Annotated in this window: 23 protein-coding genes and 1 tRNA gene; 11 read left to right on the top strand and 13 right to left on the bottom strand. The window is 63.6% G+C overall.

Features of this window, described 5'->3' with window-relative positions; genetic code table 11:
* Positions 1–97 precede the first annotated feature (97 nt).
* Positions 98–1,216 carry a helix-turn-helix transcriptional regulator gene (locus ABIB90_RS17055; protein ID WP_219684631.1) on the top strand — a complete coding sequence of 373 codons (1,119 nt, stop codon included), beginning with the start codon at positions 98–100 and terminating at the stop codon, positions 1,214–1,216.
* Between the two features lie 242 nt (positions 1,217–1,458).
* Here ABIB90_RS17055 and ABIB90_RS17050 read toward each other — a convergent pair whose 3' ends face one another.
* Positions 1,459–1,722, bottom strand: coding sequence for a hypothetical protein (locus tag ABIB90_RS17050; RefSeq protein ID WP_219684632.1), 264 nt, complete (start codon positions 1,720–1,722; stop codon positions 1,459–1,461).
* Positions 1,723–1,887: 165 nt separating this feature from the next.
* Here ABIB90_RS17050 and ABIB90_RS17045 point away from each other — a divergent pair, with 165 nt between their 5' ends.
* Complete coding sequence (locus tag ABIB90_RS17045; RefSeq protein WP_354127889.1) at positions 1,888–2,616, top strand: sulfite exporter TauE/SafE family protein; 729 nt, start codon at positions 1,888–1,890, stop codon at positions 2,614–2,616.
* On the opposite strand, the gene ABIB90_RS17040 is transcribed toward ABIB90_RS17045, so the two are convergent.
* Positions 2,613–5,801 carry an efflux RND transporter permease subunit gene (locus ABIB90_RS17040; RefSeq protein ID WP_007592372.1) on the bottom strand — a complete coding sequence of 1,063 codons (3,189 nt, stop codon included), beginning with the start codon at positions 5,799–5,801 and terminating at the stop codon, positions 2,613–2,615. The genes ABIB90_RS17045 and ABIB90_RS17040 overlap by 4 nt on opposite strands.
* 151 nt (positions 5,802–5,952) lie before the next feature.
* A complete protein-coding gene (locus ABIB90_RS17035; RefSeq protein WP_354161327.1) occupies positions 5,953–7,194 on the bottom strand; it encodes an efflux RND transporter periplasmic adaptor subunit in 1,242 nt (413 codons plus the stop codon).
* A gap of 200 nt (positions 7,195–7,394) precedes the next feature.
* On the opposite strand from ABIB90_RS17035, the gene ABIB90_RS17030 reads away from it, so the two are divergent.
* Positions 7,395–8,000, top strand: a complete 606-nt coding sequence (locus tag ABIB90_RS17030) for a TetR/AcrR family transcriptional regulator (RefSeq protein ID WP_007592368.1) — start codon at positions 7,395–7,397, stop codon at positions 7,998–8,000.
* 21 nt (positions 8,001–8,021) lie between these two features.
* Here the strand turns inward: ABIB90_RS17030 and ABIB90_RS17025 are convergent, their stop codons facing one another.
* Positions 8,022–9,512, bottom strand: coding sequence for an amidase (locus ABIB90_RS17025; protein WP_502916971.1), 1,491 nt, complete (start codon positions 9,510–9,512; stop codon positions 8,022–8,024).
* A gap of 265 nt (positions 9,513–9,777) precedes the next feature.
* On the opposite strand from ABIB90_RS17025, the gene rnz reads away from it, so the two are divergent.
* Positions 9,778–10,680: a ribonuclease Z gene (gene rnz / locus ABIB90_RS17020; RefSeq protein WP_219684637.1), complete on the top strand. Its 903-nt coding sequence runs from the start codon at positions 9,778–9,780 to the stop codon at positions 10,678–10,680.
* 58 nt (positions 10,681–10,738) lie between these two features.
* Here rnz and ABIB90_RS17015 read toward each other — a convergent pair.
* Positions 10,739–10,812, bottom strand: a tRNA-Gln gene (locus ABIB90_RS17015).
* A 299-nt stretch (positions 10,813–11,111) separates the two neighbouring features.
* Here ABIB90_RS17015 and ABIB90_RS17010 point away from each other — a divergent pair.
* Positions 11,112–11,474: a DUF1428 domain-containing protein gene (locus ABIB90_RS17010; protein ID WP_007592362.1), complete on the top strand. Its 363-nt coding sequence runs from the start codon at positions 11,112–11,114 to the stop codon at positions 11,472–11,474.
* A 316-nt stretch (positions 11,475–11,790) separates the two neighbouring features.
* On the opposite strand, the gene ABIB90_RS17005 is transcribed toward ABIB90_RS17010, so the two are convergent.
* The 3 genes from ABIB90_RS17005 to ABIB90_RS16995 form a co-directional block, all read right to left on the bottom strand.
* Positions 11,791–12,357 carry an invasion associated locus B family protein gene (locus ABIB90_RS17005; RefSeq protein WP_354161335.1) on the bottom strand — a complete coding sequence of 189 codons (567 nt, stop codon included), beginning with the start codon at positions 12,355–12,357 and terminating at the stop codon, positions 11,791–11,793.
* A 66-nt stretch (positions 12,358–12,423) separates the two neighbouring features.
* Positions 12,424–15,570, bottom strand: coding sequence for a multidrug efflux RND transporter permease subunit (locus ABIB90_RS17000; protein WP_007592357.1), 3,147 nt, complete (start codon positions 15,568–15,570; stop codon positions 12,424–12,426).
* Entirely contained in the window at positions 15,567–16,739 is a 1,173-nt protein-coding gene (locus ABIB90_RS16995; RefSeq protein WP_354161339.1) for an efflux RND transporter periplasmic adaptor subunit, read from the bottom strand. Before ABIB90_RS16995 ends, ABIB90_RS17000 begins: the two co-directional genes overlap by 4 nt.
* Before the next feature lie 364 nt (positions 16,740–17,103).
* Between ABIB90_RS16995 and ABIB90_RS16990 the strand changes: the two genes are divergently transcribed.
* The 6 genes from ABIB90_RS16990 (at position 17,104) to ABIB90_RS16965 (ending at position 23,008) form a co-directional block, all read left to right on the top strand.
* Positions 17,104–17,343: a hypothetical protein gene (locus ABIB90_RS16990; protein WP_007609012.1), complete on the top strand. Its 240-nt coding sequence runs from the start codon at positions 17,104–17,106 to the stop codon at positions 17,341–17,343.
* 228 nt (positions 17,344–17,571) lie between these two features.
* Complete coding sequence (locus tag ABIB90_RS16985) at positions 17,572–20,097, top strand: TonB-dependent receptor (protein ID WP_354161344.1); 2,526 nt, start codon at positions 17,572–17,574, stop codon at positions 20,095–20,097.
* A gap of 20 nt (positions 20,098–20,117) precedes the next feature.
* A complete protein-coding gene (locus ABIB90_RS16980) occupies positions 20,118–20,807 on the top strand; it encodes a Fe2+-dependent dioxygenase (RefSeq protein WP_354161347.1) in 690 nt (229 codons plus the stop codon).
* A complete protein-coding gene (gene exbB / locus ABIB90_RS16975; RefSeq protein ID WP_354161350.1) occupies positions 20,804–21,724 on the top strand; it encodes a tonB-system energizer ExbB in 921 nt (306 codons plus the stop codon). Before ABIB90_RS16980 ends, exbB begins: the two co-directional genes overlap by 4 nt.
* Before the next feature lie 3 nt (positions 21,725–21,727).
* Positions 21,728–22,183, top strand: coding sequence for a TonB system transport protein ExbD (gene exbD, locus ABIB90_RS16970; RefSeq protein WP_354161353.1), 456 nt, complete (start codon positions 21,728–21,730; stop codon positions 22,181–22,183).
* A 9-nt stretch (positions 22,184–22,192) separates the two neighbouring features.
* Positions 22,193–23,008 carry an energy transducer TonB gene (locus ABIB90_RS16965; RefSeq protein ID WP_007592345.1) on the top strand — a complete coding sequence of 272 codons (816 nt, stop codon included), beginning with the start codon at positions 22,193–22,195 and terminating at the stop codon, positions 23,006–23,008.
* Here ABIB90_RS16965 and ABIB90_RS16960 read toward each other — a convergent pair.
* From ABIB90_RS16960 to ABIB90_RS16940, 5 genes are all read right to left on the bottom strand, one after another.
* Positions 22,996–23,418, bottom strand: coding sequence for a hypothetical protein (locus tag ABIB90_RS16960; RefSeq protein WP_354161536.1), 423 nt, complete (start codon positions 23,416–23,418; stop codon positions 22,996–22,998). The genes ABIB90_RS16965 and ABIB90_RS16960 overlap by 13 nt on opposite strands.
* Before the next feature lie 63 nt (positions 23,419–23,481).
* Complete coding sequence (locus ABIB90_RS16955; protein WP_354161356.1) at positions 23,482–24,162, bottom strand: site-2 protease family protein; 681 nt, start codon at positions 24,160–24,162, stop codon at positions 23,482–23,484.
* A 145-nt stretch (positions 24,163–24,307) separates the two neighbouring features.
* Positions 24,308–24,700, bottom strand: a complete 393-nt coding sequence (locus ABIB90_RS16950; RefSeq protein WP_211396363.1) for a GFA family protein — start codon at positions 24,698–24,700, stop codon at positions 24,308–24,310.
* Positions 24,701–24,707: 7 nt separating this feature from the next.
* Positions 24,708–25,454, bottom strand: coding sequence for an SDR family NAD(P)-dependent oxidoreductase (locus ABIB90_RS16945; protein WP_354161360.1), 747 nt, complete (start codon positions 25,452–25,454; stop codon positions 24,708–24,710).
* A 16-nt stretch (positions 25,455–25,470) separates the two neighbouring features.
* Positions 25,471–26,202, bottom strand: coding sequence for an SDR family oxidoreductase (locus ABIB90_RS16940; RefSeq protein ID WP_354161363.1), 732 nt, complete (start codon positions 26,200–26,202; stop codon positions 25,471–25,473).
* Positions 26,203–26,236 lie beyond the last annotated feature (34 nt).

Raw genomic sequence — 26,236 nt, 5'->3', positions numbered from 1 at the left:
CTCAGGATTGAACCTTTCCCTCCCTCGCCAGACTCACAGGAGCCGCCGGGCATGAAGAACATGTCGCCATCTCCATGTGTCACTACTGGCTCTTCCGATGCCCCGACTTCCAAAACCGTCCGAGTTGATTGAGACTATCTATGACGCAGGTCTCCACCCGGAGTTGTGGAGCGAGGTCGTTGTCAAGCTCAATGCCTTCATCGGCAGCCAGGCCTGTGGTCTGATTTCGAAGGACCCGGTCAGCAAATCAGGCGCGACGCATTATTATTGCGGGGTCGATCCGCACTACATTCAGCTCTATGCGGAGACCTACTCCCGGTACGACCCGCTTGCTCGGCTTCCGCGCTATGGCGAGGTGCGCAACATCCCCGATCTCGTGGATTTCGACGAATATCGCCGCGGCCGCTTCTACCAGGAATGGCTGCGCCCCCAGGGCTGCGTCGACGTCGCCAACGTGGTGCTGGAGCAGTCGAAGTCGCCGTCTCCGATGCTGATGACCGTGATCCCGGGCAGGGAGATGCTCGATGCCGAGCAACGGGCGCGGATGCAGTTCCTGGCTCCGCATGCGAGCCGGGCGCTGTTGATCAACCGGGCGATCGAGCGGAAGCAGCAGCGCGCGATCGCGCTCGCCGACGTCGTGGACCAACTGAATGCCGGTGTCATCCTGCTCGATTCGACCTGTCATATCGTCCACAGCAATCCGGCCGCGGCGACGATCCTGGCCGTCGACGATGTCCTGCGGTCTGTCTCGGGCCGGCTGGTGGCAAGATCCTCCGCTGCTAATTCGGCCCTGCGCGATATTTTCCGTGACACAAGCGAGGTCGCGTTGGCGGCATCTTCGGGACGGAAAATTCCGCTGATGTCGCATGACGGTTCTTACTACGTCGCGCAAATCATCGCGCTGCCATCACTGCTGCGCGAGGGTAGGGCCGAGCGCAGTTCGGCCGTCGGAGCCTTGTTCATCTGGAAAGCGGAGCTCGACGGCCGCTCGTGTGCCGGTCTCATTGACCGCACCTTCGAACTCACGCCTGCGGAACTGAGGGTCTTGCAGTCGATCGTCGATGTCGGCGGCGTGCCGGAGACGGCGGTTGCGCTCGGTATCGCGGAGACGACGGTGAAGACGCATCTGCATCGCGTGTTCGCCAAGACCGGCGTTTCTCGTCAGGCCGATCTCGTCAAGCTCGCAGCTGGATTTTCCAATCTGCTCGTGCACTGAGACGCCTTCAAAAACACACGCGAGTCGCTGCAGCTCGCAATAGGTTCAATCAGAAGCATCATTAGAAAGTTATCGCACGTCGTTCGATCGAATGACGCGATTTTCCACGCGCTATTCTACTGAACATCACACGGTCTGTTGTTCGACGCGTCAGGCATTTGTGTGAAGCAACTCACTGTAGGCGGAAGTGGATCCCGTCAATCTCTCGAACAGGTTGAGAGGAGATTGTCATGCGAACGACGTCACCGGTTCTGACAGGCAGGTTCCGCGATATCGTCGCCCGCATAGGCGCGATACTCCGCGCGCAGCGGGAAATCGACGCGCAGCGCGTGTTGCAACGCTATCGCCACCTGCTGGACCAGCCGCACGAAGCGCCGTGTTTGAATGAAATTATTCCCGTCTCCCGTGAAGAGGATGCTTTTGAAAATGCCAACGGAGTTGATCCGCGCGAGCGCACGACCGGCCACCCCAAATTCGAACGTGCGTAACGTCAGCATCGTCGCCATTGCGCTGACCGCGGCGCTCGTTGCTCTCCAACTGGTCGGCCTCGCGATGCTGGAGCGATCTCATGCTTACGCGCATCCGTCGGCTCCACTCGAGCCGGCCGCTTGCACGGAGAGCGCCGATATCTCTGTCTCGCAAATTCCCTACGACTGACCGGAGGGCGGATTGTGCCTGATGTCACGACTCTGATGCTGCTCAGCGTTGCCGTGTTCGCCGGTGCCTTCGTCTCCGGGCTCTCGGGATTTGCCTTTTCCGCAGTGGCGGGCGCCATCCTGCTCCGGGTGTTTCAGCCGCTCGAAGCCGTGCCGCTGATGATGGCGTGCAGCATCGGCGTGCAGGCGACCAATCTGTGGGCGCTTCGGCGCAATATTCGCTGGGAAGGCAGTCTGCTGCTGATCGTCGGTGGCTTGATCGGCGTTCCCATCGCGGTATCGCTGCTCCAGAGCACTGATACGCATCTGCTCCGGCGCGGCTTCGGCATTATCGTTGCACTCTATGCGGCCTACATGCTGCTGCGGCCGACTCTGGTGACGGCCGGCGAGGCGGTCGGGCGGCACTGGGTCGCGTTGATCGGGTTCGGGGGAGGGCTGGTCGGCGGGCTGACCGCGATGCCCGGCGCGATCCCGACGATTTGGTGCGACATGCGCGGCATGCCCAAGAGCGAGCAGCGCGGCCTGGTGCAGCCGTTCATCGCCGCGATGCAGGTGTTCGCGATCGCGCTGCTGGTCGGACATCAGGACCTGTCGTCGAAAGTCTTCGTCGATCTCGCGGTCAGCCTGCCGGCGCTGTTCGCAGGCTCCGCGCTCGGCGTGATCGCCTTTCACCGAGTCAACGAGACGGTCTTTCGGAAGACCGTGCTCGTTCTGTTGTTGCTGTCGGGGATTTCCCTGATCTAGTGCCCGGCGCCCTGAACCGGTGCCGCGCTGATGTCGCTGCCGTGATGGACCAGCGGCTTCATGCCGGTAACGGTCCGCAGCAGCACATAGAACACCGGCGTCAGGAACAGGCCGAACACGGTGACGCCGATCATGCCGGAGAACACGGCAACGCCCATGGCGCGCCGCATCTCCGAGCCTGCACCGGTCGAGAGCACCAGCGGCAGCACGCCCATGATGAACGCCATCGACGTCATCAGGATTGGACGAAGCCGTAAGCGGCTCGCCTCGATCGCAGCCCGGATCGGCGTGCGTCCCGCAAATTCGAGCTCGCGCGCGAATTCGACGATCAGGATCGCGTTCTTGGCCGAGAGGCCCACCAGCACGATCAAGCCGATCTGGGTGAAGACGTTGTTGTCGCCCTTGGAGATCCAGACGCCGAACATCGCAGCCAGCAGGCCCATCGGCACGATCATGATGATCGAGAGCGGCAGGGTCAGGCTCTCATAGAGCGCGGCCAGCACCAAGAACACCAGGAGGATCGCCAGCGGGAACACCCACAGTCCGGAATTGCCGGCGATGAACTCCTGATAGGTCAAGTCGGTCCATTCGAAGGCAAAGCCGGGCGGCAGCGTCTCCGCCGCGATCCGCGTCGCGACCTCCTGCGCCTGACCGGAGGAGAAGCCGGGCGCAGCCGCCGCGTTGATGTCGGAGGACAGGAAGCCGTTGTAGCGGATCGCGCGCTCGGGACCTGCGCTCTGGCGAACGCTCAACAGCGCCGAGAGCGGCACCATGTCGCCCGAGGACGAGCGCACCTTCAACTGCCGGATGTCGTCGGCGCGGGCGCGGAACGGCGCGTCGGCCTGCACCCGGACCGAATAGGTGCGGCCAAACTTGTTGAAGTCGTTGACGTAGTAGGAGCCCAGGTAAATCTGCAGCGTGTTGAACACCTCCGTCACGGGCACGCCCAATTGGAGCGCCTTGGTGCGGTCGATGTCGGCGAACAGCTGGGGCACGTTGACCTGGAAGCTCGAGAACACGCCGGCGATCTCCGGCGCCTTCTGCATCGCCGCCATGAACGCCTTGGTCGCCTCGTTCAGCGCCTCATAGCCGAGACCGGCACGGTCCTCGATCTGCAGCTTGAAGCCGCCGATGGTGCCGAGGCCGTTGACCGGCGGCGGCGGGAACATGGCGATGAAGGCTTCCTGGATGCCGGCATATTTCTTGTTCAGCTCGGCCGCGAGCGCGGGGCCGCTGAGCGAAGGATCTTTGCGCTCGTCGAACGGCTTGAGCGTGGAGAACACGATGCCAGCATTGGAGGAGTTGGTGAAGCCGGCGATCGACAGGCCCGGAAAGGCGACCGAACTCTCGACACCGGGCTGGGTCAGCGCGATGTCGCTCATCTTGCGGATCACCTCTTCAGTGCGATCGAGCGCTGCACCGTCAGGCAGCCGCGAGAAGCCGACCAGATATTGCTTGTCCTGGCCCGGCACGAAGCCACTCGGCACCTGCTGGAACAGGAGCGCGGTCACGCCGACCAACACCACATAGAGCCCCATCACCGCAGCCTTGCCCGAGATCACCTTGGTGACGGTGCCGCTGTAATTCTCTGACGAGCGTGTGAACACCTTGTTGAATCCGCGGAAGAACCAGCCGAGGCCCTTTTCCATGATGATCGTCAGCCGGTCCTTAGGCTCATTGTGTCCCTTGAGCAGCAGCGCCGACAGCGCCGGCGACAGCGTCAGCGAATTGATGGCGGAGATCACGGTTGAGATCGCGATCGTCAGCGCGAACTGCTTGTAGAACTGCCCGGTGAGGCCGGAGATGAAGGCGAGGGGCACGAAGACCGCGATCAGCACCATCGCGATCGCGATGATCGGGCCGGAAACTTCACGCATCGCCTGATAGGTCGCATCGCGCGGCGACAGCCCGCCCTCGATATTGCGCTCGACGTTCTCGACCACGACGATGGCGTCGTCGACCACGATACCGATCGCGAGCACGAGCCCGAACAGGCTGAGCGCGTTGATCGAGAAGCCGAACACGTGCATCACCGCGAAAGTGCCGACGATCGATACCGGCACCGCGAGCAGGGGAATGATCGAAGCGCGCCAGGTCTGCAGGAACAGGATCACCACCAGCACCACCAGCGCGATCGCCTCCAGCAGCGTGTGGATGACGGCCTCGATCGAGGAGCGCACGAACTGGGTGGGATCGTAGACGATCTGGTAGGACACGCCTTCCGGCATGTTCTTCTTGATCTCGGCCATGGTGGCACGGACGTGATCGGAGATCTCCAGCGCGTTGGAACCGGGCGCCTGGAAGATCGGGATCGCCACCGCCTGCTTGTTGTCGAGCAGCGAGCGCAGGCCGTATTCGGACGCGCCGAGCTCGATGCGGGCGACGTCGCGCAAGCGCACGACTTCGCCACGCGTACCGGTCTTGACCACGATGTCGCCGAATTGCTCTTCGTTCGCGAGCCGCCCTTCCGCATTGACGGACAGCTGCAGGTCGATGCCCTTGACGTTCGGGGAGGAGCCGACCACGCCGGCAGCCGCCTCGACGTTCTGCGCCTGGATTGCCTTGACGATGTCGCTCGCAGTCAGTCCGTGTTCGGCGGCCTTCTGCGGATCGACCCAGACCCGCATCGAATAGTCGCCGGCGCCATAGAGCTGGACATCGCCGACGCCGTCGATCCGTGCAAGGCGGTCCTTGACGTTGAGCACGGCGTAATTGCGCAAATAGGTCATGTCGTAGCGCCCGTTGGGCGACAACAGATGCACGACCATGGTGAGGTCGGGCGACGACTTCTTGGTGATGATGCCGAGCTGGCGCACCACAGCGGGCAGGCGCGGCTCGGCCTGCTGCACGCGGTTCTGCACCAGCTGCGTCGCCTTATCGGGGTCGGTGCCGAGCCGGAACGTCACCGTCAGCGTCATCGCGCCGTCGGTGGTGGCCTGGCTCGACATGTAGAGCATGCCTTCGACGCCGTTGATCTGCTCCTCGATGGGAGTCGCCACCGTCTCGGCGATCACCTTGGGATTGGCGCCGGGATAGGTCGCGCGCACGAGGACGGAGGGCGGCACGACGTCGGGATATTCCGAGATCGGCATCGCGAACAGCGAGATCAGGCCGGCGAGGAAGATCAGGACCGACAAGACGCCGGCAAAAATCGGACGATCAATGAAGAACTTCGAGAGATTCATGGCTTTGCCCCTGCGCGAGAGACAGCTCTCCCGTCATTCCCGGGCGCGGGCAAAGCCCGCAAACCTGGAAATCCAGAAGTGATGTCTTGGTAGTTCAACCAATTCGACAATCCGGCTCGCGCTGGCCGCGCGTTCCGGCATGGCGGAGACGCTAACGCTGCACGACGTCCTGATTACTGTGGTTGGAGGCCTGCTGCGGCCCGCGCGCGCCCATTGCCGCGATCTCCGTCTTAAGCAGGGCGCCCGGGCGCACGCGCTGGAGGCCGTTAACGACGATGCGGTCGCCGGACTTCAGGCCCGCGGTGACGATGCGCAAGCCATCGACCGCGCCCCCGAGCGTGATCGGCCGATAGACCGCGCGGCTGTCGTCGCCGACCGCCATCACGAACTTCTTGTCCTGGTCGGTGCCGATCGCGCGCTCGTCGATCATGACCAGCGCCTGCTGCTTTGGCTGGCCCATGCGCACGCGGGCGAACTGACCGGGGATGAGACGCCCGTCCTCGTTTCTGAACACCGCGCGGACACGGATGGTGCCGCTCTGGCCGTTGACCTGGTTGTCGATGAGCTGGATGTGGCCCTTGGCCGAGAGGCCGCCTGAGGTCGTCATCTCCACCGGGATCTGGTCTAAATTGCCGCGCTTGCCGGAGGCATCTGCGATCGAGTTCAGCGCCCGCAGCACCACCTCCTCATCCGCATCGAACGACGCGTAGATCGGATTGACCGAGACCAGCGAGGTCAGCACGGGGGAGGCGGTGCCGGCGGCGACGAGATTGCCGACGGTGATCTCGATCTTGCCGACGCGGCCGTCCACGGGCGCGCGCACCTCGGTGTAGTCGAGATTGAGCTTTGCGGTCTGGAGCGTCGCCTCGGCCGCCTTCACGTTGGCGATGGCCTCGCGGTAGGCATTGTCGCGCTGGTCGTAGTCGCGCCGCGTCACCACGGCGTTGCCGACCAGCTGCGCGCCGCGCTCGAGCTCGCTCTGCGTGAACACCACGCGCGCTTTCGCCGCTTCGACCTGGGCGGCGGCCTTGTCGACCTCGGCCGCGTAAGGCGCCGGATCGATCTTGAACAGAACGTCACCGGCCTTCACCAGCGCGCCTTCGGTGAAGTTGGCCGACAGGATCGCGCCAGCCACGCGCGGGCGAAGCTCGACGCGTTGGATCGCCTCGAGCCGGCCGGAGAAATCGTCCCAGAGCACCGTCTGCTTTGGTTCGATCAGCGCGACAGTGACGGGGACGGCTTGCTCGGCCGCGGCGGTCGCGGTCGCCTGCGCGGCACGAAAGTAATGGCCGGTCGCGATCGAGCCGGCTACGACGAGAGCGCCCACGATGGCGACACCGCCGAGAAGGCGGCGGACACGGTCAGGGCGAGAGGTATTTTGGGAGGGGGGCATTTGCGCGCTCCAGATATGTAGTGTTCACTACAGATGTGGAGCTGGATACCGCAGCGCAAGATACTTATGTACCGTCCGCTAAGAAAATTGTAGCCGCTTACCGCAAGAGTTGGCAAGTGGAAGAGAAAATAAAGCGAGAACAAATAGATAGGATCAGGCGTTAGGTCAGGGACGACGCCGATTTCGAGGAGAACAGGCACATGGGCATGGGACGCCCCCGCGAATTCGACGCCGAGACGGCGTTGGATCAGGCGATGGAAGTGTTTTGGCGCCATGGCTATGAGGGTGCCACGATCGCTCAGTTGACCGAGGCTATGGGCATCAATCCGCCCAGCCTCTATGCCTGTTTCGGCAACAAGGAAGGGCTGCTGAAGGCCGCGCTCGACCGCTATACAAAACTGCGCAACGTCTGGATGGACGAGGTGGTGGCTGCGCCCACCGCCCGCGACGTCGCCGAACGGATGCTGATGGGCATCGCCGACAAGCAGACCGATCCGGCCAACCCGCCCGGCTGCCTGCTCGTGCAGGGCGGCATTGCGTGCGGCACCGGATCAGAGAGCGTCCCCTTCGAGCTCGCCGCCCGCCGCGCGGAGAACGAGGACCAGCTTCGCGACCGTTTCATCCGCGCCAAGGCCGAAGGCGATCTCAAGCCGACCTCGGATCCCGCGGCACTCGCGCGCTACGTCTCGGCCGTCTCGGTCGGCATGGGCGTGATGGCGTCCTCAGGCTCCGATCGCGAGGCATTGCAGCAGGTCGCGAGCGTGGCCGTGCAGGCGGTCGAGGCACAGTCGGCCGACAGAACTTAATCGCCCTCGATCAGCTCGCCATTACTTTGCAGCCAACAACGGCGGCGGGACGAAGCCGCCGAACGCGCGTTCGATCAGTCCGGCGAGCGCAATCGTCGTGCGATCCTCGAGATAAGGCCCGATGATCTGGACGCCGATTGGCAGGCCCGATGGCGTGCGCTCGATCGGAACGGCCGTTGCAGGCAGTCCGCAGGTCGAAGCGGGGTCTGCCCAGATGAAGCACGCATCGGCATAGGGATAGAGCTGTCCATCGATATCGAGTTGCCGCGCGTCGAACGGCTCGGACTGGTCCTGTGGAAAGGCCGGCACGGCGGCGGCCGGGTAGATCACTGCGTCGAAATCGCGGAACAGCTCCTGCCACCGTTGTTGCAGCCGCAAGCGCGTCGCATCGGTCGCGAGCCATTCGCGATGGATCATGCCCCAGCCGCGCGCGCGCTCGGCCTGCAGGCTGCGGTCGTCGGGCGAGAGTGCCGCGGCAACGCCTTGCGCCTCTGCGAAGGCGGCCGGTGTCAGGCGTGGACTTCGCGCCGCGTTCAACAGCTTCATGTAGAGCCGCGCGGATTCGGCGAGATCGGGCAGTGACGCACTCGAGCGCGCGACCCGTGCGCCTGATCGTTCGAGCCGTTCCGACAGCCGCCCGATGGCGGAACGCACGGCATCGCCCGTCGGCATCAACGGATGCGTATCGATCACGAGGATCCTGAAATCCCTGAGCTGGTCGTGTCGCGGGGCCGGCAGCGCAAGACGATAGCCGATCCCGTCGCGCGTCTCATCCGGCCCCGCGATCACGTCGAGCGCGAGTGCGAGATCCGAGGCGGTGCGCGTCATCGGCCCGACGACAGCCAGATCGCCCTGGCCAGGCACGGGCGGCGCCGGCGGCAGGTTGTATCCGCGCAGCGGGACCAGGCCGTGGCTCGGCTTGTGTCCGAACACACCGCAGAAATGTGCCGGCACCCGGATCGAGCCGCCGATATCCGAGCCGATTGAGAGCGGACCGAACCCTGCGGCCAGCGCCGCGCCCGATCCGCCTGAGGAGCCGCCGGGCGATCGGCCGAGATCCCACGGATTGTTCGTCGTCCCGTAGATCTCATTGTAGCTCTGAAAATCCCGCAGACCGATCGGGATATTGGTCTTGCCGATGATGACAGCACCCGCCGCCTTCAACCGCGAGACGACAAGGGCGTCCTCCGCCGGTTGGAAATCTTTGAAATGCGGAAAGCCCCATGTCGTCGGCAGGCCGGCGACGTTGAACGGTTCTTTCAACGTCACGGGGATGCCGAGCAATGGCTGCCGCTCGCCGCGGCCAAGCGCGGCATCGGCGGCGCGCGCGGCGTCTCGTGCGTGATCGAAATCGCGAACGATGACGGCATTGATCCGCCCGTCCAGCGCCTCGATGCGCGCGATCGTATGCTCGATCAACTCCGACGCAGAAATGTTGCGCGCGTGTAGGGCGCTCAGCAATGTGCTGATCGAACCATAGTCCCAGTCAGTGGCGGTCGATCCGGGCGGCATCACGATCTCCATTGTCTTGCATCGCCGCGTCGATGTCGCTCGGCTGCAAATCGATCCGAGTATCGAGCATGCAATTTGGCAGATGGGATGAGGAGGCCGCGCAACGGGAACCAGATCTGTCCGCCGGTCGGGGGCCGAAGGCGGCGCCCGGCCATCAGATCGCGGGATACGCACTTCTTGCCCCGCTCTATGCGCGATCGATGGGCTCTGTACGCGCTGCTACTCACGTGGCATTGGGGGCGGTGAAGCCTGGATACTGACGAGCATGTTCGCCCTGACATTCCTTGGGACCTCCGCCAGCGTTCCGTCGGCGGAGCGCAACCATCCGGCTCTCCTGGTGGGGGCGGCGGGCAAGCGCGTCCTCATCGATTGCGGCGAGGGTACGCAGCGCCAGTTGCTGCGCAGCGGCGCGGGCTTTCGACGGCTTGACCGCATCCTGCTGACGCATGCCCATCTCGATCACGTGCTCGGCATCCCCGGTCTCTTCTCGACGCTGGGGTTGCGCCAGCAATCGGACGTGATGACCGTCCATGGAGGGCAGGGCACGCTCGACATCGTCACCCGCATGCTTGCCGGCCTGTGGGGCGCGGGCAGGGCGCCGATCCCCGTGGAGTTCGCACCGCTAGCCGAAGGACAGGTTATCGACGCCGGCGACTTCACCATCGACTGCTTTCCGGTTCGCCACCGCGACACCGACAGCTTTGGTTTTTGCTTCCAGAGTCCCGCACGTCGCCATCTTGAGCGGGAGCGCCTCGCCGAACTCGGTGTTCCCGATGGGCCGCTACGTGGAGAACTGGCCGCGGGACGACCAGTCGTGATCGCCGGCCGTACGATCGATTCGGAAGACGTTCTGGGGCCGCCGAGCGGCGGCAGGAAGCTCGTGGTCATCGGCGACACCGAAACTACCGACGGGCTGTCCGAACATGTCGCCAACGCCGATCTGCTGGTGATCGAGGCGACCTTCCTCGATCGCGACGCCGCGACCGCACGGGACTATGGCCATCTCACCGCACGCGAGGCGGCTTCATTTGCTGCCGCGAACAACGTCGGGCAACTCGTGCTGAATCACATGTCGGGGCGTTATCGGGACGAAGAGATTTTGGCCGAAGCGACCATGATTTTTCCGAACACGCGGATCGCCGCCGACTTCGATCGCATCGTGATTTAGCGGCCGCTCAAATAGAGCGCAACCTCTGACGATCTGATTGTGAGCTGCCTATCTGGAGTGGCTGGGGAACTAGGATTCGAACCTAGACAAACAGAGTCAGAGTCTGTTGTGCTACCGTTACACCATTCCCCAACGGAATAGCCGAACAAATTCAATGACTTGTTGATTTGTCCGGCTGTGGCCGATGGCACTTATCGCGCAAATCACGGCTCAGGCGTGGGAGGGTTTCTACCCGCTCGGCTGTGGGCTGGCAAGCGCTGCGACGCAGGGTGTTTTGCGGTCCACTTGGGGCGTGCGGGCCGTGGGATCGCGGACTCCGGCGGCGCGCCCCGGCGGCGCGCGACCGTTTGCCTCATCCGAAAATCACGCTTCCTGGTCGGATCGTCAGGCGCCGCATCGTCCTTCGGACACACACACCAAGGAGATCCGTGATGCCCTATGTCGATGGTTTCGTGCTGGCCGTGCCGAAGGACAAGATCGAGGCTTACAAGGCGCTGGCGAAAACGGCCTGCGCGATCTGGATGGAGCACGGTGCGCTCGATTACGTCGAATGCATCGGCGACGACGTGCCCTATGGCGAGCTCACCTCGTTTCCGCGTGCCGTGATGGCGAAGGAGAACGAGATCGTGGTGTTTTCCTGGATCGTCTATCGCGACCGGGAGACTCGCGACGCCGTCAACAAGAAGGTGATGGCGGACCCGCGGCTGAAGTTGGACGGCATGCCGTTCGACGGCAAACGCATGATCTATGGCGGCTTCACGACGCTGCTGAGGGCGAGCGACCCCGTGTGGTGAGGGGGCTGACCAGGCCCACACGTCGGTGCTTGTCAATGCAGCCTCGTGGCAAGCCGTCACTTGCCGATATAGCCTTTACGTCAAGGCCGGCCATCTCGTGCACGACCTCAACATCGGCGGCAGTCATCAGATCGTCCGCTCGGAGCGCAAGATGCCGTCGGCCGCGACCGAGGCAGCCCGGTGTCGCATTGCGTGACGCCGTTCGAATTCGAAGGACGGCTCTCGCGCGTCACCGTCACCATGCACGACGACCAGAAGCTCGACGGCGACGCCGTCGGCAACGCGCAGATGGCGCGGCAGTGAACGCGCGAAAGAGCTACTTGATCTTGTCGTAGGCCGCCGCGAAATCGCCGAGCGGCATCGGGATCGCGATCGTTTCCTTGGCCATGTTCTGGAAGGAGACCTTGAGCTGTTTGCCCGACCGCAAGGTCGCAAGCAGGTCCGGTGCGATCGGCGTCGAGGCGTAGCAGCCGCGGTTCTCGCAGGTCTGGATTGGGAGATCGACCGTCTTGCCGTCGTCGACCTGGAGCTTGGCGCCGATGGGAAGGTTGAGGCCGAGCGGCAATTGCAGCAGCGCCACCGGTGTGCGGGTGTCGGGCGCGATGCGGATGTTGATCAGGACGATGGTCTGGCCGGTCTTGGTCAGGACCGCGTTCTGCTCCATCGCGCATTCGAGCGGTGCGTCGCGGCTGACGCTGGTGCAGCGCACGACCCAGCCGGGCTGCTGCGCCGGAGCGCCGTCAGCCTGCGGTTGCGCCGGAGCCGGCTGTGCCGCCGGGGCAGAGGGAGCCGCGTTCTTCTTGGCGCCTTGCTGGGCATGCGCGGCACCCGCCGACAACAGGACAGCGGCGATAAGGGCGACAAGTCTGGATTGCATGGGCATGGCAAAACCGCGTTGACGTGAAGCGAGAGCCTCGCTGTAACGTCGTGAGGCGCGCGGTGCAAGCTGCTACTCGGCAGCTTCCTTAACGGTGCCGTGCTCGACTGTCTCGTCGCCTTCGCCGTCACCCTTACGGCCCCAGCCCGAGAACCAGTTGTTGAGCTCGTCGAGATAGAGATAGACGACCGGGGTGGTGAACAGCGTCAGCGCCTGGCTGACGATCAGACCGCCGACCATGGCGTAGCCGAGCGGCTGGCGAATCTCGGCGCCGGTGCCGTGGCCGAGCATCAGTGGCACGCCGCCGAGCAGGGCAGCCATCGTTGTCATCATGATCGGACGGAAGCGCAACAGCGCCGCCTGCCGGATCGATTCCGCCGGTGTCTTGTGCTCGTCGCGCTCCGCAGCGATGGCGAAGTCCACCATCATGATGCCGTTCTTCTTCACGATGCCGATCAGCAGAATGACTCCGATCAAAGCAATGAGGCTGAACTCGAAGCCCGCCGCCATCAGGATCGCGAGCGCGCCGACACCGGCCGAGGGCAGGGTCGACAGAATCGTGATCGGATGGATGTAGCTCTCGTAGAGGATGCCGAGGATCAGATAGACCACGACCAGCGCAGCGAGGATGAGGAGCGGCACGGTGCCCAGCGACTGCTGGAACGCCTGTGCCGTGCCCTGGAAGCTCGAATTGAGCGTCGGCGGCGCGCCGAGATCGGCCATCGCCTTCTGCACGGCCTCCGTGGCCTGACCGAGCGCGACGCCCTGGGCGAGGTTGAAGCTGATCGTGATCGCCGGGAACTGGCCCTGGTGGCTGATCGAGAGCGGGCGGACCGGATCGGTGCTCCAGGTCGCAAATGTCGACAGCGGCACCTGGTCGCCGGTCAGCGGAGATTTCAGGTAGAGCTTGTTCAGGCTCTCGAGGCTGCCCTGCATCTCCGGCAGGATCTCGAGGATCACCTTGTAGGTGTTGAGCTGGGTAAAATACTGCGTGACCTGACGCTGTCCGAAGGCGTCGTACAGCGTGTCGTCGATCAGCTGCGGCTGGATTCCATAACGCGCTGCGGTATCACGATTGATCTTGAGCTGAACCGTGGTGCCCTGGGTTTGCTGGTCTGTCGCGACGTCGCGCAGTTGCGGCAAGGTCTGCATCTTGGCGAGGATCTTCGGCGCCCAGTCGTTGAGCTCGGTGAGATCGGCGTCCTGTAGAGTGAACTCGAACTGCGTACGCGTCGGGCGGCCGCCGAGCCGGACGTCCTGAGCCGCCTGCATGTAGAGGCGGGCGCCGGACACCTTCTCGAGCTTGGGACGCAGCCGGGCGATGATCTGCTGCGCGGAGGCTTCGCGCTCGTTGCGCGGCTTCAGCGTGATGAACATGTTGCCGTTGTTGCCGGCGCGGCCGCTGCCGCCGATGTTCATCGCGATGGATGCGATGTCGGGATCGTCCATCACGATCTTGCCGAGCTCGACCTGGCGGCGCTGCATCTCCGCGAACGAGATGTCCTGGGAGGCTTCCGAGGTCGCGGTGATCAGGCCGACGTCCTGTTGCGGGAAGAACCCTTTCGGGATCAGCACGAACAGATAGACCGACAGGGCGAGAGTCGCGAAGAAGATCGTGAGCGTGGTGCGGCGCCAGGCCAGGGCATGGTCGAGCACCCATTCGTAGCCGCGCAACATCGCATCGAAGCCGCGCTCGCTCCACTGGTAGAATTTGCCGTGGGTGACCTCGCCATGGGCGCGTAGGAAGCGTGAGGCCATCATCGGCGTCAGGGTCAGCGACACGAACATCGAGACGAAGATCGTCATCGCCAGCACGACGGCGAATTCGCGGAACAGGCGTCCGATGATCCCGCCCATCAGCAGCAGCGGAATCAGCACCGCAACCAGCGAGATGCTGATCGACACGATGGTGAAGCCGATTTCCTTCGAGCCCTTGAAGGCCGCCGCCATCGGCGATTCGCCTTCCTCGATGTAGCGCGTGATGTTCTCCAGCATCACGATGGCGTCGTCGACGACGAATCCGACCGCGATGGTGAGCGCCATCAGCGACAGATTGTCGAGCGAATAGCCGAACACCCACATCAGCGCGCAGGCGCCCAGCAGCGCTAGCGGCACCGTGATGGTGGGAATGACGGTCGCCCAGAAGCTGCGCAGGAAGATGAAGATGACCATGACCACCAGCGCAATGGTCAGCAGCAGCGTGAACTGGACGTCTTCGACCGCGGCGCGGATTGTCGTGGTGCGGTCGCTGATGACCTCGATCTTGATCGCGGGAGGGATCGCTGCGACGAGGCGAGGCAATGTCGCCTTGATCCGGTCGACGGTCTCGATGACGTTGGCGCCGGGCTGCTTGAACACCACCAGGAACACGCCGCGTTTGCCGTTGGCCCAGGCCGCCTGCTTGGCGTCCTCGGGGCCGCTGACCGCCTGGCCGATGTCGCGGATCCGCAACGGACCGCCGTTGCGATAGGCGATGATGACGTCGTTCCAGTCCTTGGACTGGGTCAGCTGGTCGTTGGCGTAGATCGTGTAGGCGCGTTTGTCGCCGTCGATGTTGCCCTTCGGACTGTCGACCGTGGTGATCGCGATCTGGCTGCGCACGTCCTCCATCGACAGGCCCTTGGCGACGAGTTTCGCCGGGTCGATCTGGATGCGGATAGACGGCTTCTGCTGGCCGCCGATGAAGACCTGCGCCACGCCGGAAAGCTGGCTGATCTGCTGGGCGAGCTGGGCATCGACCGCGTCGCTGACGCTGGTCAGCGGCATTGTCTCGGAGGTTGCCGACAACAGCAGGATCGGCGCGTCGGCCGGGTTGACCTTGCGGTAGGTCGGCGGCGAGGGCAGGTTCTTCGGCAGCTGACCGCTCGCGGCGTTGATGGCGCCCTGCACGTCGTTGGCGGCGCCGTCGATGCTGCGGTTGAGGTCGAACTGGATGGTGATCGACGCGGTGCCCAGATAGCTCGTCGAGGTCATCTGGGCGATGCCGGGAATCTGGGCGAATTGCCGTTCGAGCGGCTGGGCCACCGACGAGGCCATGGTCTCCGGGCTGCCGCCCGGCAGATTGGCGGTGATCTGGATGGTCGGGAAGTCCACCTGCGGCAGGGGCGCGACGGGCAGCAGGGGATAGGCGACGAGACCGACGAAGAGAATGCCGGCCATCAGCAGCGAGGTGCCGATGGGATAACGGATGAAAGGTGCCGAAATCCCGCCCGCGTTCATTCCCGTCGAACCTTGTTCTGGGCCGGATCCGTACTCGCCACGGCCGTGGAGACGAGGCTTCCCGGCTGGACCTTGAATTGGCCGCCGGTGATCACCTGCTGTCCGGGCGTGAGCCCTTCGTCGACGACCGAACGTCCGTCGATGGCGTAGCTGACCTTGATCTTGTGCACCTCAGCCTTGTTGTCCTGATTGACAGTATAAGCGTAGAGGCCGTTGGTGGAGTGCTGGACCGCGTCATCCGGGACAACGGTCGCATCCTTCAGGGTGCGCACCAGCAGGCGCGTCGACACCGATTGACCGGGCCAAAGCGCGTGGTCCTTGTTCTCGAACACCGCCTTGAGCCGGATCGTGCCGCTGCTCGTGTCGACCTGGTTGTTGATGACCGCGAGCTTGCCCTCGGCCAGCGTCTTCTTGCCGTCGGTGGTGAAGGCGATCACCCTGAGCGCGCCAGTTTTCTGGCCCTCGCTGATATAGGGCAACTGATCTTCCGGCGCGGTGAAGATCACCGAGATCGGCTCGACCTGCGAGATCGTGACGATGCCGGTCTGCGTCGAGGAATTGACGATGTTGCCGACGTCGACCTGGCGCAGGCCCGCGACGCCGGTGATCGGCGCCTTGACCTGGGTGTAGTCGAGCTGCGTCTGCGCGTTGGAGATCGAAGCTTCGTCGGCGGCGATCTGCGCGGTGAGCTGGGCGACCGTGGAGCGCTGGGTGTCGACCCGCTGTGCGGTGGCGAATTCGCCGAGTTTCATGGCGCGCTGGAGCTCGAGATTGGCGTTGGCCAGATTTGCCTCGTCCTGGGCCTTCTTGGCCTTGGCCTGGTCGAGCGTGGCCTGATAGGGGCGGGGATCGATCGAGGCGAGGAGCTCGCCCTCCTTGACGATCTGGCCTTCGGTGAAGGCGATCTTGTCGATCTGGCCGTCCACCCTGGTCCGGACTTGGACGGTGTTGAAGCCCGCAACCGTGCCGAGACCGGTCAGGTAAACCGGAAAGTCCACCTTCTGGACCGGCGAAACGCTCACGGGGACGGCGGGCGGGCGCTGCGGCCCCTTCTGTGCGGTCTGGGTTTTTCCGGCGTCGGGCGAGCCGAATTTCTGCCAAGCATAGTAACCCGCGGAGGCCACGGCCGCGACGATCAGAATCCAGAGGATCGGCCGGGACTTTTTCATTTCGTCTCGTGTCGGCTGGTATGCCCTTAGTTACGAATTTTGGGGCAATCATAGGGTTCCAGCGCGCTTGTATAATACACGCCAAGTTCCAGTGTAAACAGCACTATCGGCTGAGAATCCTAAACAATTGGAAAGCTTTGCACTGCTTAGGCAGCTCCGTGTCACTACGGTGTGCAGTGCTGCATTCCCCCGCGGCGAACGATCCGCGAGTAAATCTTGTGCAATGCTCGGAAGCGGTGTGCGCGGGATAGGGATGCGCTGCGCGGGGCGGCTCGCAAGAACGGTTCTAAGTCGCGCGGAGGCCGTTTCGGTTGTCAGGCAAACCGGCATCAGTCATATCGGCGCGCCACAACGGGAGCGCAGCATGGACGAACTGAACGGCAAGCTGATCGCGTGTCAGATCCTGATCACGGGACTGATCGCACGCGTCGCCAACGAGCAGCGTGATCCCTTGCGCTTTCTCACCGACTTCCGCGACGAGATCAGAGCCGTCGTCAACGGCGTCAACATCGCGGGCATGGACGACAGCGATCGCGTGCGCGCGGTGGCGCGGAAGACCGTCGACGAATTGTTCTCGCTGATGAAGCCGCCGAGCAGCGATTGAGGATGCGCGCGCGACCGCCGATCTCGCGGCATTTTCGTGCGCTCTTTAGAACCACTCCAATCGTGCTTTAGAACGATTTCAAACTGCAGTTTAGAATCGCTTTGATCTGGACTTATTCAAGCGTTCTCGCGGCTTGCTCGCATTGACCCGCAATTTTGCGGCCGATACCAACACTCCAATCGCTCATCGAAGTGAATGGGCGAACAGGAATATGGGGCGTGTTTGGTAATGGGGCAGGTGGTCGCACCGAAGTCGTTGCGTTCGGTCGCAGCATTCGATGAAAAGTTCACGAGCGTTTCCGGCAAAAAGGTCTCCGCTGTCGCGGGCCTGATCGCAGCAGCATCGGTGTCGAGCGGCGCGGAGGCGCAGCAGTCGAACCTGCCGCCGGTAACGGTCGATGCGCCGGTCGCGCGTCCGCGCCCGGTGGCTTCGAAGCCGACGGCGGACCAGGTCCGCGCGCGTAATGCGCTTCGCCGCGCCGCGCAGCGCCAGCAGGCGGCGCAGCAGACCGCTCCCACCACGCCGTCCGGCCCCGCCGACGCCAATCCGTATGCGGATCCGGCCGCGCCCTACAAGGTCGATCACGTGCAGGCCAGCGGCAAATTCCCGGAGAAGCTGGTCGATACGCCGAAATCCATCACGGTTCTCAGCAAGGAAGTGCTCGCGGACAAGAACGCCACGTCGCTGAAGCAGGCGATTCTGAGCACGGCCGGCGTGACGCTCGGTTCAGGCGAGGGCGGCAATGCGTTCGGAGACCGTTTTTTCATTCGCGGCTTCGATGCCCGCAACGACATCTTCATCGACGGCGTACGCGATTCCGGCGTGAGCGTTCGCGAGAACTTCTTCACCGAGCAGGTCGAGATCCTGCGTGGTCCCGGCTCGACCTTTTCCGGCCGCGGTATCGCTGGCGGTGCGATCAACATCGTCACTAAGCAGGCAAATTCGGACAAGAGCTTCTACAACATGGACACGACGTTTGGCACCGACCAGACCAAGCGTGTCACGCTCGACGTCAACCAGGTGATCAACCCGACGCTCGCCGTTCGCGCCGGCGGTCTGTTTCAGGACGCCAATGTTGCCGGTCGTGACTACGTTACCGACAACCGTAATGGCGCTTTCGTCGCAACGACGTGGAAGCCGACCGAGGCGATCAAGATCACCGGCAACTACATCCATACCGAGCTGACCGGGCGCCCAGATTTCGGCGTGCCCTATTACCGGCCGAGCACGACGTCGACCGCCGGCGGTCCGTTTCCGGACTTCGGCGTCAACCGCAACAATTGGTACGGCTTCGTCAATCGCGACTTCTTCCGGACCGGTCAGGACATCGGCACCCTCAACGCGGAAGTGCAGATCACCCCCGATCTGGTGGTCAGCAACAAATTGCGCGCTTCGCGGTCGAGCCAGAACTACATCGGGACGCTTGCTGAAGCGCCGAAGCTCGTCGGTCCGCCCTCGGCCTGGACACTGAGTGCAAATCCGCAGAGTCGCTTCCAGGTCACGGATGTGTTTGCCAACCAGACCGAGGCCACATACAAGTTCAACGACGATGCGGGCTTCAGGCACACATTGCTTGGCGGTGTCGAGTACGACCGCGAGAGATCGTCGATCGACAGCTATACCGGCCTCAGCTCGGAACTGACCACCGGTGTGCCGTTTAGCGGTAGCGGCTCGAAGACCGATGTCAGCGCATTCGCTCCGCAATATGCGAATCTTCCCTTCGGAATTCCGAGCCTCACCGGAACCCCTACCAAGATCGGCATCGACACCGTCAGCGGCTACGTCATGGATAGCGCGAACTATCGTGACTTCGTGATCCTCAATGGCGGCTTTCGCTATGATGACTACAGCGTCAAGACGTCGAAGGTCGGCACCGGTGGCCAGCAATCGGCGGAATTCCTGATCCCCAACTTCAATCTTGGCCTTACGCTCAAGCCTGCACCGAACGGCAGCGTCTATGTGGCGTACGCGACCTCGGCGAACCCTGTCGGCGCCGAGTTCGACGGCACCAGCACGGCCTATGGCGGCCTTAATCCAACCCTCGCCGGCGGCAACACGCAGATATTCGGTCCCGAGAAAAATAAGGCCATCGAACTCGGCACCAAATGGGAGCTGTTCGATCGTCATCTGCTTCTGACCGCGGCGCTGTTCCAGACCACGAAGGAGAATGCGCGCGAGTCGCAGAACGTCGGCAGTGCGGCCGCGGCTGCGCCCTTGGGATGCGTTTATCCGACTGGAACGACTGGCAACATATCGTGTATCACGGCGGGGGCAGCCTACCGCATCCGCGGGATTGATCTCGGCGTTGGCGGCAAGATCACCGACAAATGGAGCGTGTTCGGCGGCCTGGTGCTGATGCAGTCGGAAGTGACGAAGTCGCAAGCGCCGTCGGCTAACACGACGCTGTATCCGACCAATGTCGGGCTGCCGCTCGCCAACATTGCGCATCAGTCGTTCAGCATGCTGTCCAAATACCAGCTCACCGATGTCTGGGAGCTTGGCGGACAGGCAGTCTACCGCTCCGGGATCCGCGGCGGCACGTTGCTTGCGGCGAACCAGGGAACATCCATCCCGGGCTATTGGCGGTTTGACGCTTTTGCGGAAGCCAAGATCAACAAGAACTGGCAGGTCAAGCTGTTCGTCAACAACATCTTCGACAAACGCTACTACGACGCACTGTACCAGAGCGCTGCGCCCTTCGTGCTGGAAGCACCGGGTCGCGCCGCCTATCTGGTGATCTCGGCGCGCTACTGATGAAGCCATAACGAGGGGCCATGCTGACGTGCATAGACGGTGTCCTGAGCAAGGATGATGTGGCGGATTTCCGCCGCATCATGGACGCCAGCAATTGGGAAGACGGGCGCTCCACCGCGGGCTCGCAGTCGGCGATGGTCAAGCGCAACGAGCAATTGCCGCCGGACAGCGAGGTCGCGCGCAAGCTCGGCAACCGCATCATCTCGGCATTGACGTCGAACCCGCGCTTCATCGCGGCCGCGATCCCGCTCCAGATCTTCCCGCCGCTGTTCAACCGCTATGCAGCCAGCAGCGGCCACCATTTCGGCCTGCATGTCGACAATGCCATCCGCGGCGACCGCCTGACCGGCCTTCGCATCCGCACAGACCTCTCGGTGACGCTGTTCCTGGCCGAGCCGGAGGAGTACGACGGTGGCGAACTTGTGATCGAGGACAGCTACGGTTCGCACGAAGTCAAGTTGCAAGCCGGGGACTGCGTGCTCTATCCCTCGACCAGCCTCCATCTCGTGACCCCGGTGACCAGGGGAACGCGGGTTGCATCTTTCTTCTGGCTTCAGAGCATGATACGGGACGATCAAGCCCGGAGCATGATCTTTGACCTCGACACCGCGATACAGGCGCTGGTGGAACGGCTCGGGCGTGACGATCCCGAAACGGTCAAATTGACGGGTATCTATCACAACCTCATTCGCTACTGGGCCGAAGTATGAAGATCATGTCCTTCCAAGCAAGCCTTGCCGCAGCTCTGGTGCTGGCGGCCGCCTGGCTTGCATCCCCTGTTTCTGCCCAGACGCAAGCCGCGCCCGCGGCACCGGTCCAGTCGACGGCTCAGCCGTCCGCGCTCGGCCCGGCCCCGGTTGTTGCTCCGCCTGCGGCGCCCCAAGCTGCCGCGCCCGCGGCTGCAAAGTCTGATACCGCAGCCGGCATTGCGCCCGCCATGAAGGAATTGTCGCCCTGGGTGATGTTCATGTCGGCGGACATCATCGTGAAGGCGGTGATGATCGGGCTCGCTTTTGCATCGCTGATGACCTGGACGGTGCTGATCGCCAAGTCGATCGAATTGTCGATCGCCGCGACCAGGCTTCGTTCGGCGCTGAAGAGGATCGCAGAGGCGCGCTCGCTCGCGGAAGCGCAGATGGCGCTCGGCGCCAAGGGGGGCATCCTGCCGGCCTTCCTGGCTGCGGCGTTGCGCGAGGCGCGGATGTCGGCCGGCCTCTCCAGCGATACCGGTATCAAGGAGCGCGCGGCTTCGAGCTTCTCCGAGATCATGCGCGCGGAGGCGCGGCGCATCCGCGTCGGCATGGGCGTGCTCGCAACCATCGGCTCGACCTCGCCGTTCGTCGGTCTGTTCGGCACGGTGTGGGGCATCATGAACAGCTTCATCGGCATCTCGAAGTCGCAGACCACGAACCTCGCCGTCGTCGCGCCCGGTATCGCCGAGGCGCTGCTCGCCACCGCGATCGGTCTGGTCGCCGCCATTCCCGCCGTCATCATCTACAATTACTTCTCGCGCGTGACGAAGAGCTATCTCGAACTCGTCAGCCGTGCGTCGGGCGCGGCGGGGCGGTTGCTCTCGCGTGATCTCGACCGCAGCCACGGCAGCGTGCATTCGCGCGCGGCGGAGTGAACCATGGGCGTTTCGCTCGCAGACAATGATGACGACGACGATTTCGGCGAAACGCATGAGATCAACGTCACGCCGTTCATCGACGTCATCCTGGTGCTGCTGATCATTTTCATGGTCGCAGCGCCGCTCTCGACCGTCGACCTGCCGATCGATTTGCCGACGTCGAGTGCGACGCCGCAGAAGAAGCCGGATAAGCCAACCTATCTCAGCATCAAGCCCGATTTGACGCTTGCCATCGGGGAGAACCCGGTGCAGCGCGCCGAGTTGATCGGTACCCTCGACGGCCTGTCCGACATGAGCAAGGACAAGTATGTCTTCCTGCGCGCCGACCGCTCGGTGCCGTATGGCGAGTTGATGGGCGTCATGGAGCTGTTGCGCTCAGGCGGCTATTCGCGGGTGAAGCTGGTTGCGCTGGAAGGCGCTCCGGGGGCGCCTGCGGCAGGCGCCGCTCAGCCTTAGAGGCCCGCTATGTCGGACGAGTCCAGACCAGCCCGGACGCTTTGGATTTTGGCAGCTCTGGCGGCGCTCGCGCTGCATCTGGGCGGTGCCGCGCTTGCGCTGGCGCACCTGCGGGCCGATGACGGCGACGATGGCCTCGGCGCGGCCGGCGCGGAGTTCGCAGTCGAGATGGCCTCGCCGAAGGCGCCTGACACCGACCTTCCGCCGGGACCGGATAGCGAAGCGATGCAGGAGCAGCAGGCGCTTCCCGAGCAAAAGGCCGAGACCAAGGAAACCGAGCTTCCAAAGGATCAGTCGCAACAGGTCGACGATCCCGATCGGGTCGTCACCGAAAACATCTCGAAAAAGCCGCAGGACGAGGATCCGAAGATTGCGGCGGTCGAAACGCCCGCTGCGGAAGCTTCGCCGAAGTCCGTTGCGACGGCGCGGCAGACACTCGACGAGGACGCGCGCGAGGCCGAGAAGGCGCTGGCGCCTGTGCTCGGCATCGGCAAGGATATTTTGAAGCTGACAGCCGACTGGAATCGCAAGATCAGCGCGCATCTCACGGCCCACAAGGTCAACCCGGAGGGCAAGGAGCCCAACAATCAGAAGGTCAAGGTCAGCTTCGCGATCAATCGGCGGGGCAACGTGCTTTCAGTCGACGTTGTCGAGTCGTCCGGGGATGCAGCTTACGATGCGGCCGCGATCTCGATCGTCCGCAAGTCCGATCCGATCCCGCAGCCGCCTGCCAGCCTGACCGACGACCGGTTCGAGCGCACCGTCGACATCATCTTCACGCCGCCGGACGCAAAGAAAAAGAAGAAGACGGCTCAGCGCCAGTAGAGCCTGATCCCGACATAGACCACGACCAGGCAGGCGAAGATCAGGGCCACCGGGAGCGGCCGTTGCTGGTTTGTGCCCGCGGTCGCTGCCCCGAAGAAACCGGTCTTCTTCGGCTTCGGTTCTGGGCGGCGGAAAGCGGTAACATTGTCCGCAGCCGGTTCGGCCGCCCGAGGGCGGACGTCAGGCGGGGTTCCCGCGCCGCCCATCTCGGCATAGTAGGCCTTGTAGATGGCGCCGATGGTGGCCTCGGTAGCCTCACCCTCGTTCATTTGCGCCTGCAGGTTCTTGTAGCTCGCGAGGAACTCCTGCGCGCCCGGAGGCAGCGCGGACGACCCGTTGAGCTTGGCCATCATCTTCCAGGTGGCGAAATCGGCGCGGGCGCGGGTATCGGCGCGTCGCGCGATCAGCATATCGGCAGCTTTGACCAAGTCGGCCTCTGGCCCTTCGGCTTGTGTTCGGGTGTGGCTGTTCAACTAAGCATTGCCGGTCAGAAAGAGAACAGCCTGAATCACATAACCGGTCAACGTTCGCAGTATTGCTGAAATAACATCAAGATTTAGACCGAACTGCGAGCCCGCCAGCGGTAGCAGGATCAGCAAGCCGATCAGGATCAGCATCCCGAACGGCTCGAGCCGGGCCAGCGGCAGGGCGAGCGGCCGGGGCAGCAGCCCGACCGCGACGCGCCCGCCGTCGAGCGGCGGGATCGGCATCATGTTGAACACCGCTAGCACCGCGTTGATCAGCAGTGCGTTCTCGAGATTGTCGACGATCCATTGCGCCGAGTTGGCCGGAGCCAAGGGCAGGGCGTGCAGGGCAAGAGCTGCCGCCAGCGCCAGCAGGATGTTGGTGGCGGGCCCGGCCAGCGCCACCCACACCATGCCGAGCCTGGGGTTGTTGAGCTTGCGGAAATTCACGGGCACGGGCTTGGCATAGCCGAACAGGAACGGCGAATGCGCGAACAGCAGCATCGCCGGCAATATCAGCGTGCCGAACGGGTCGATGTGGCGGAGCGGGTTAAAGCTGACACGGCCGAGCTGCCATGCGGTATCGTCACCGAGACGATATGCGACGAAGGCGTGCGCAGCCTCGTGGAAGGTGATGGCGAGCACCAGCGGCAGCACCCACACCGAGAGGTCATACAAAGAAATGTTCACGGCTCGTCCGTCCCGGTTTGCCTGCGGTCTTGCAGCCGACCAGCCAACCGGTGCAGCAACGCTTCACCTCAACATAGGGTGGCCGGTTCCGAAATGCCACGCCGCAAATGATCGGCGCCCCGAACCTGCCGTGCACTTGTGCAATTCATGCAGGAATCGTCCCCGGATACTGCGTCAGCCCGTCGTCAAGCTTCAGCCAGGCGAGCTTCTCAGAGACCCAGATGTGCTCGGTCGGCGCGAAGGCGTTGCGATCGTCGAACGTCGTCAGTGCGACGCCCGCCAGCGTGCCGTTGCGTCGCCAGGAGAACAGCCGCGTGCCGCAGCGTTTGCAGAACACGCGGTCGATGTTCTCGGACGACGCATAGCGGGCGGTATCGCCCTCGACCGTCAGTGCGCGCTGGTCGAACTGCGCGCGGACGAAGTAGGGCGAGCCCATTGCCTTCTGGCACATGCGGCAATGGCAGATGCGAACGTTGAGCGGCTCACCTTCCGCCTTGAACCGCACCGCGCCGCACAGACATCCGCCCTCTCTGATCATGGCTGCCTCAATAGGTTGCCCGTCCACCCGAGATGTCGAACACGGCGCCGGTCGAGAACGCGCAGTCCTCGGATGCGAGCCAGCTCACCATGGCGGCCAGCTCTTCCACCAGCACAAAGCGGGCCTTCGGGATTTTCGACAGCATGAAGTCGATATGCTGCTGCGTCATCTGGTCGAAGATCGCGGTCTTCGCAGCCGCGGGCGTCACCGCATTGACGAGGATGTCGTGCGTGGCCAATTCCTTGCCGAGCGACTTCGTCAGCGCGATCAGACCGGCCTTGGACGCCGAATAGTGCGAGGCGTTCGGATTGCCTTCCTTGCCGGCGATCGAGGCGATGTTGATGATACGTCCGTATTTCTGCTTCAGCATCGCGGGCACGACCGCCTTGCAGCAGATGAAGGGGCCATCCAGGTTGATGCGTAGAACTTTGCGCCATTCCTCGAGATCGGTCTCCCAGACCGGCTTGTTGACCCCGGCAATGCCGGCATTGTTGACGAGGATGTCGATCTTGCCGAAGGCGGCAAGCGTCGCGTCGCGGGCCTGCTCGACGGCCGCGGTATCGGTGACGTCGACCTTGAAGACGCGGGCGTTGTCGCCGATTTCCTTTGCCGTCTTATCGGCCAGCGTGGCGTCGAAATCCCAGATCGCGACCTTGGCGCCGGAGGCGACGAAGCGCTGAACGATGGCGCGGCCGAAGCCTTGCGCACCGCCGGTGACGACGGCGACACGGTCGTTGAGATCGATCTTGTTCATGCCGGATGCCTTGGCGTCAGAGCATGTAGCCGCCGTCGACGACAAGGTCGACGCCGGTGGTGAAGGCGCTCTCGTCACTGCCGAGATAGACCGCCATGGACGCGATCTCGTCGGCGGTGCCGAGCCGACCCATCTTCTGGCGGGAGACGAACATCTCCTTGCCCTGCGGTCCTTGCGCCGCGGCGCGGTCGAGCATCGAAGGCGTCTCGACGGTGCCGGGGCAGATGCTGTTGCAGCGGATGCCCTTGGTGATGAAGTCGAGCGCGACCGCGCGCGTCAGCAGCGACACGGCCGCCTTCGAGGCGCTGTAGACGTAGCGGTTGGCCGGCGGCCGCAGCGCCGCGCAGGAGGAGATGTTGACGATGCTGCCGCCGCCGCCGGCGAGCATGTCCGGCAGGAAGGCCCTGATGGTCCGGTGCATCGACTTGACGTTGAGGTCGAACGAGAAATCAAAATCCTCTTCCGAGCATTCGAGGATGGTGCCGTGGTGCACGAAGCCGGCCGCGTTGAGCAGGATGTCGACCTTGCCGACACGCTTGGCGAAGGCGTTGACGTCGGCGGTGTTGCGGACGTCGAGCTTGGCGACCTCGGCGATGCCTTCCTTGGTCAGGCCCGCGATGCCGCTCTCGTTGATGTCGGTGGCGACGACGGTTGCGCCTTCACGCGCGAATGCGATGGCGCATGCGCGTCCGATGCCTGCCGCTGCAGCCGTGATGACGGCGCGCTTTCCCTTGAGGCGGTCTGCCATTTGTTGTTCTCCTCGATGCTCAGTGCCGTAGCCC

Origin of the sequence: Bradyrhizobium sp. JR4.1 (assembly GCF_040548605.1) — a bacterium.
GTDB classification, from domain to species: domain Bacteria; phylum Pseudomonadota; class Alphaproteobacteria; order Rhizobiales; family Xanthobacteraceae; genus Bradyrhizobium; species Bradyrhizobium canariense.
Note: the sequence above shows the minus strand (reverse complement) of the source record. Positions and strands in the feature narration are given on the sequence as shown.

What these genes read in the sequence shown, in the direction of transcription:
- ABIB90_RS16960 (WP_354161536.1), bottom strand. Translation starts at nt 23,418, where the DNA reads ATGCTGATCGCGCGACGCGCCGATACCCGCGCCCGCGCCGATTTCGCC.
- ABIB90_RS16940 (WP_354161363.1), bottom strand. Translation starts at nt 26,202, where the DNA reads ATGGCAGACCGCCTCAAGGGAAAGCGCGCCGTCATCACGGCTGCAGCG.
- ABIB90_RS17025 (WP_502916971.1), bottom strand. Translation starts at nt 9,512, where the DNA reads ATGCCGCCCGGATCGACCGCCACTGACTGGGACTATGGTTCGATCAGC.
- ABIB90_RS17055 (WP_219684631.1), top strand. Translation starts at nt 98, where the DNA reads ATGCCCCGACTTCCAAAACCGTCCGAGTTGATTGAGACTATCTATGAC.
- ABIB90_RS16980 (WP_354161347.1), top strand. Translation starts at nt 20,118, where the DNA reads ATGCTGACGTGCATAGACGGTGTCCTGAGCAAGGATGATGTGGCGGAT.
- ABIB90_RS16995 (WP_354161339.1), bottom strand. Translation starts at nt 16,739, where the DNA reads ATGAAAAAGTCCCGGCCGATCCTCTGGATTCTGATCGTCGCGGCCGTG.
- ABIB90_RS16965 (WP_007592345.1), top strand. Translation starts at nt 22,193, where the DNA reads ATGTCGGACGAGTCCAGACCAGCCCGGACGCTTTGGATTTTGGCAGCT.
- exbD (WP_354161353.1), top strand. Translation starts at nt 21,728, where the DNA reads ATGGGCGTTTCGCTCGCAGACAATGATGACGACGACGATTTCGGCGAA.
- ABIB90_RS17050 (WP_219684632.1), bottom strand. Translation starts at nt 1,722, where the DNA reads ATGGCGACGATGCTGACGTTACGCACGTTCGAATTTGGGGTGGCCGGT.
- rnz (WP_219684637.1), top strand. Translation starts at nt 9,778, where the DNA reads ATGTTCGCCCTGACATTCCTTGGGACCTCCGCCAGCGTTCCGTCGGCG.
- ABIB90_RS17000 (WP_007592357.1), bottom strand. Translation starts at nt 15,570, where the DNA reads ATGAACGCGGGCGGGATTTCGGCACCTTTCATCCGTTATCCCATCGGC.
- ABIB90_RS17030 (WP_007592368.1), top strand. Translation starts at nt 7,395, where the DNA reads ATGGGCATGGGACGCCCCCGCGAATTCGACGCCGAGACGGCGTTGGAT.
- ABIB90_RS17040 (WP_007592372.1), bottom strand. Translation starts at nt 5,801, where the DNA reads ATGAATCTCTCGAAGTTCTTCATTGATCGTCCGATTTTTGCCGGCGTC.
- exbB (WP_354161350.1), top strand. Translation starts at nt 20,804, where the DNA reads ATGAAGATCATGTCCTTCCAAGCAAGCCTTGCCGCAGCTCTGGTGCTG.
- ABIB90_RS17035 (WP_354161327.1), bottom strand. Translation starts at nt 7,194, where the DNA reads ATGCCCCCCTCCCAAAATACCTCTCGCCCTGACCGTGTCCGCCGCCTT.
- ABIB90_RS17010 (WP_007592362.1), top strand. Translation starts at nt 11,112, where the DNA reads ATGCCCTATGTCGATGGTTTCGTGCTGGCCGTGCCGAAGGACAAGATC.
- ABIB90_RS16985 (WP_354161344.1), top strand. Translation starts at nt 17,572, where the DNA reads ATGGGGCAGGTGGTCGCACCGAAGTCGTTGCGTTCGGTCGCAGCATTC.
- ABIB90_RS16945 (WP_354161360.1), bottom strand. Translation starts at nt 25,454, where the DNA reads ATGAACAAGATCGATCTCAACGACCGTGTCGCCGTCGTCACCGGCGGT.
- ABIB90_RS17005 (WP_354161335.1), bottom strand. Translation starts at nt 12,357, where the DNA reads ATGCCCATGCAATCCAGACTTGTCGCCCTTATCGCCGCTGTCCTGTTG.
- ABIB90_RS16990 (WP_007609012.1), top strand. Translation starts at nt 17,104, where the DNA reads ATGGACGAACTGAACGGCAAGCTGATCGCGTGTCAGATCCTGATCACG.
- ABIB90_RS16950 (WP_211396363.1), bottom strand. Translation starts at nt 24,700, where the DNA reads ATGATCAGAGAGGGCGGATGTCTGTGCGGCGCGGTGCGGTTCAAGGCG.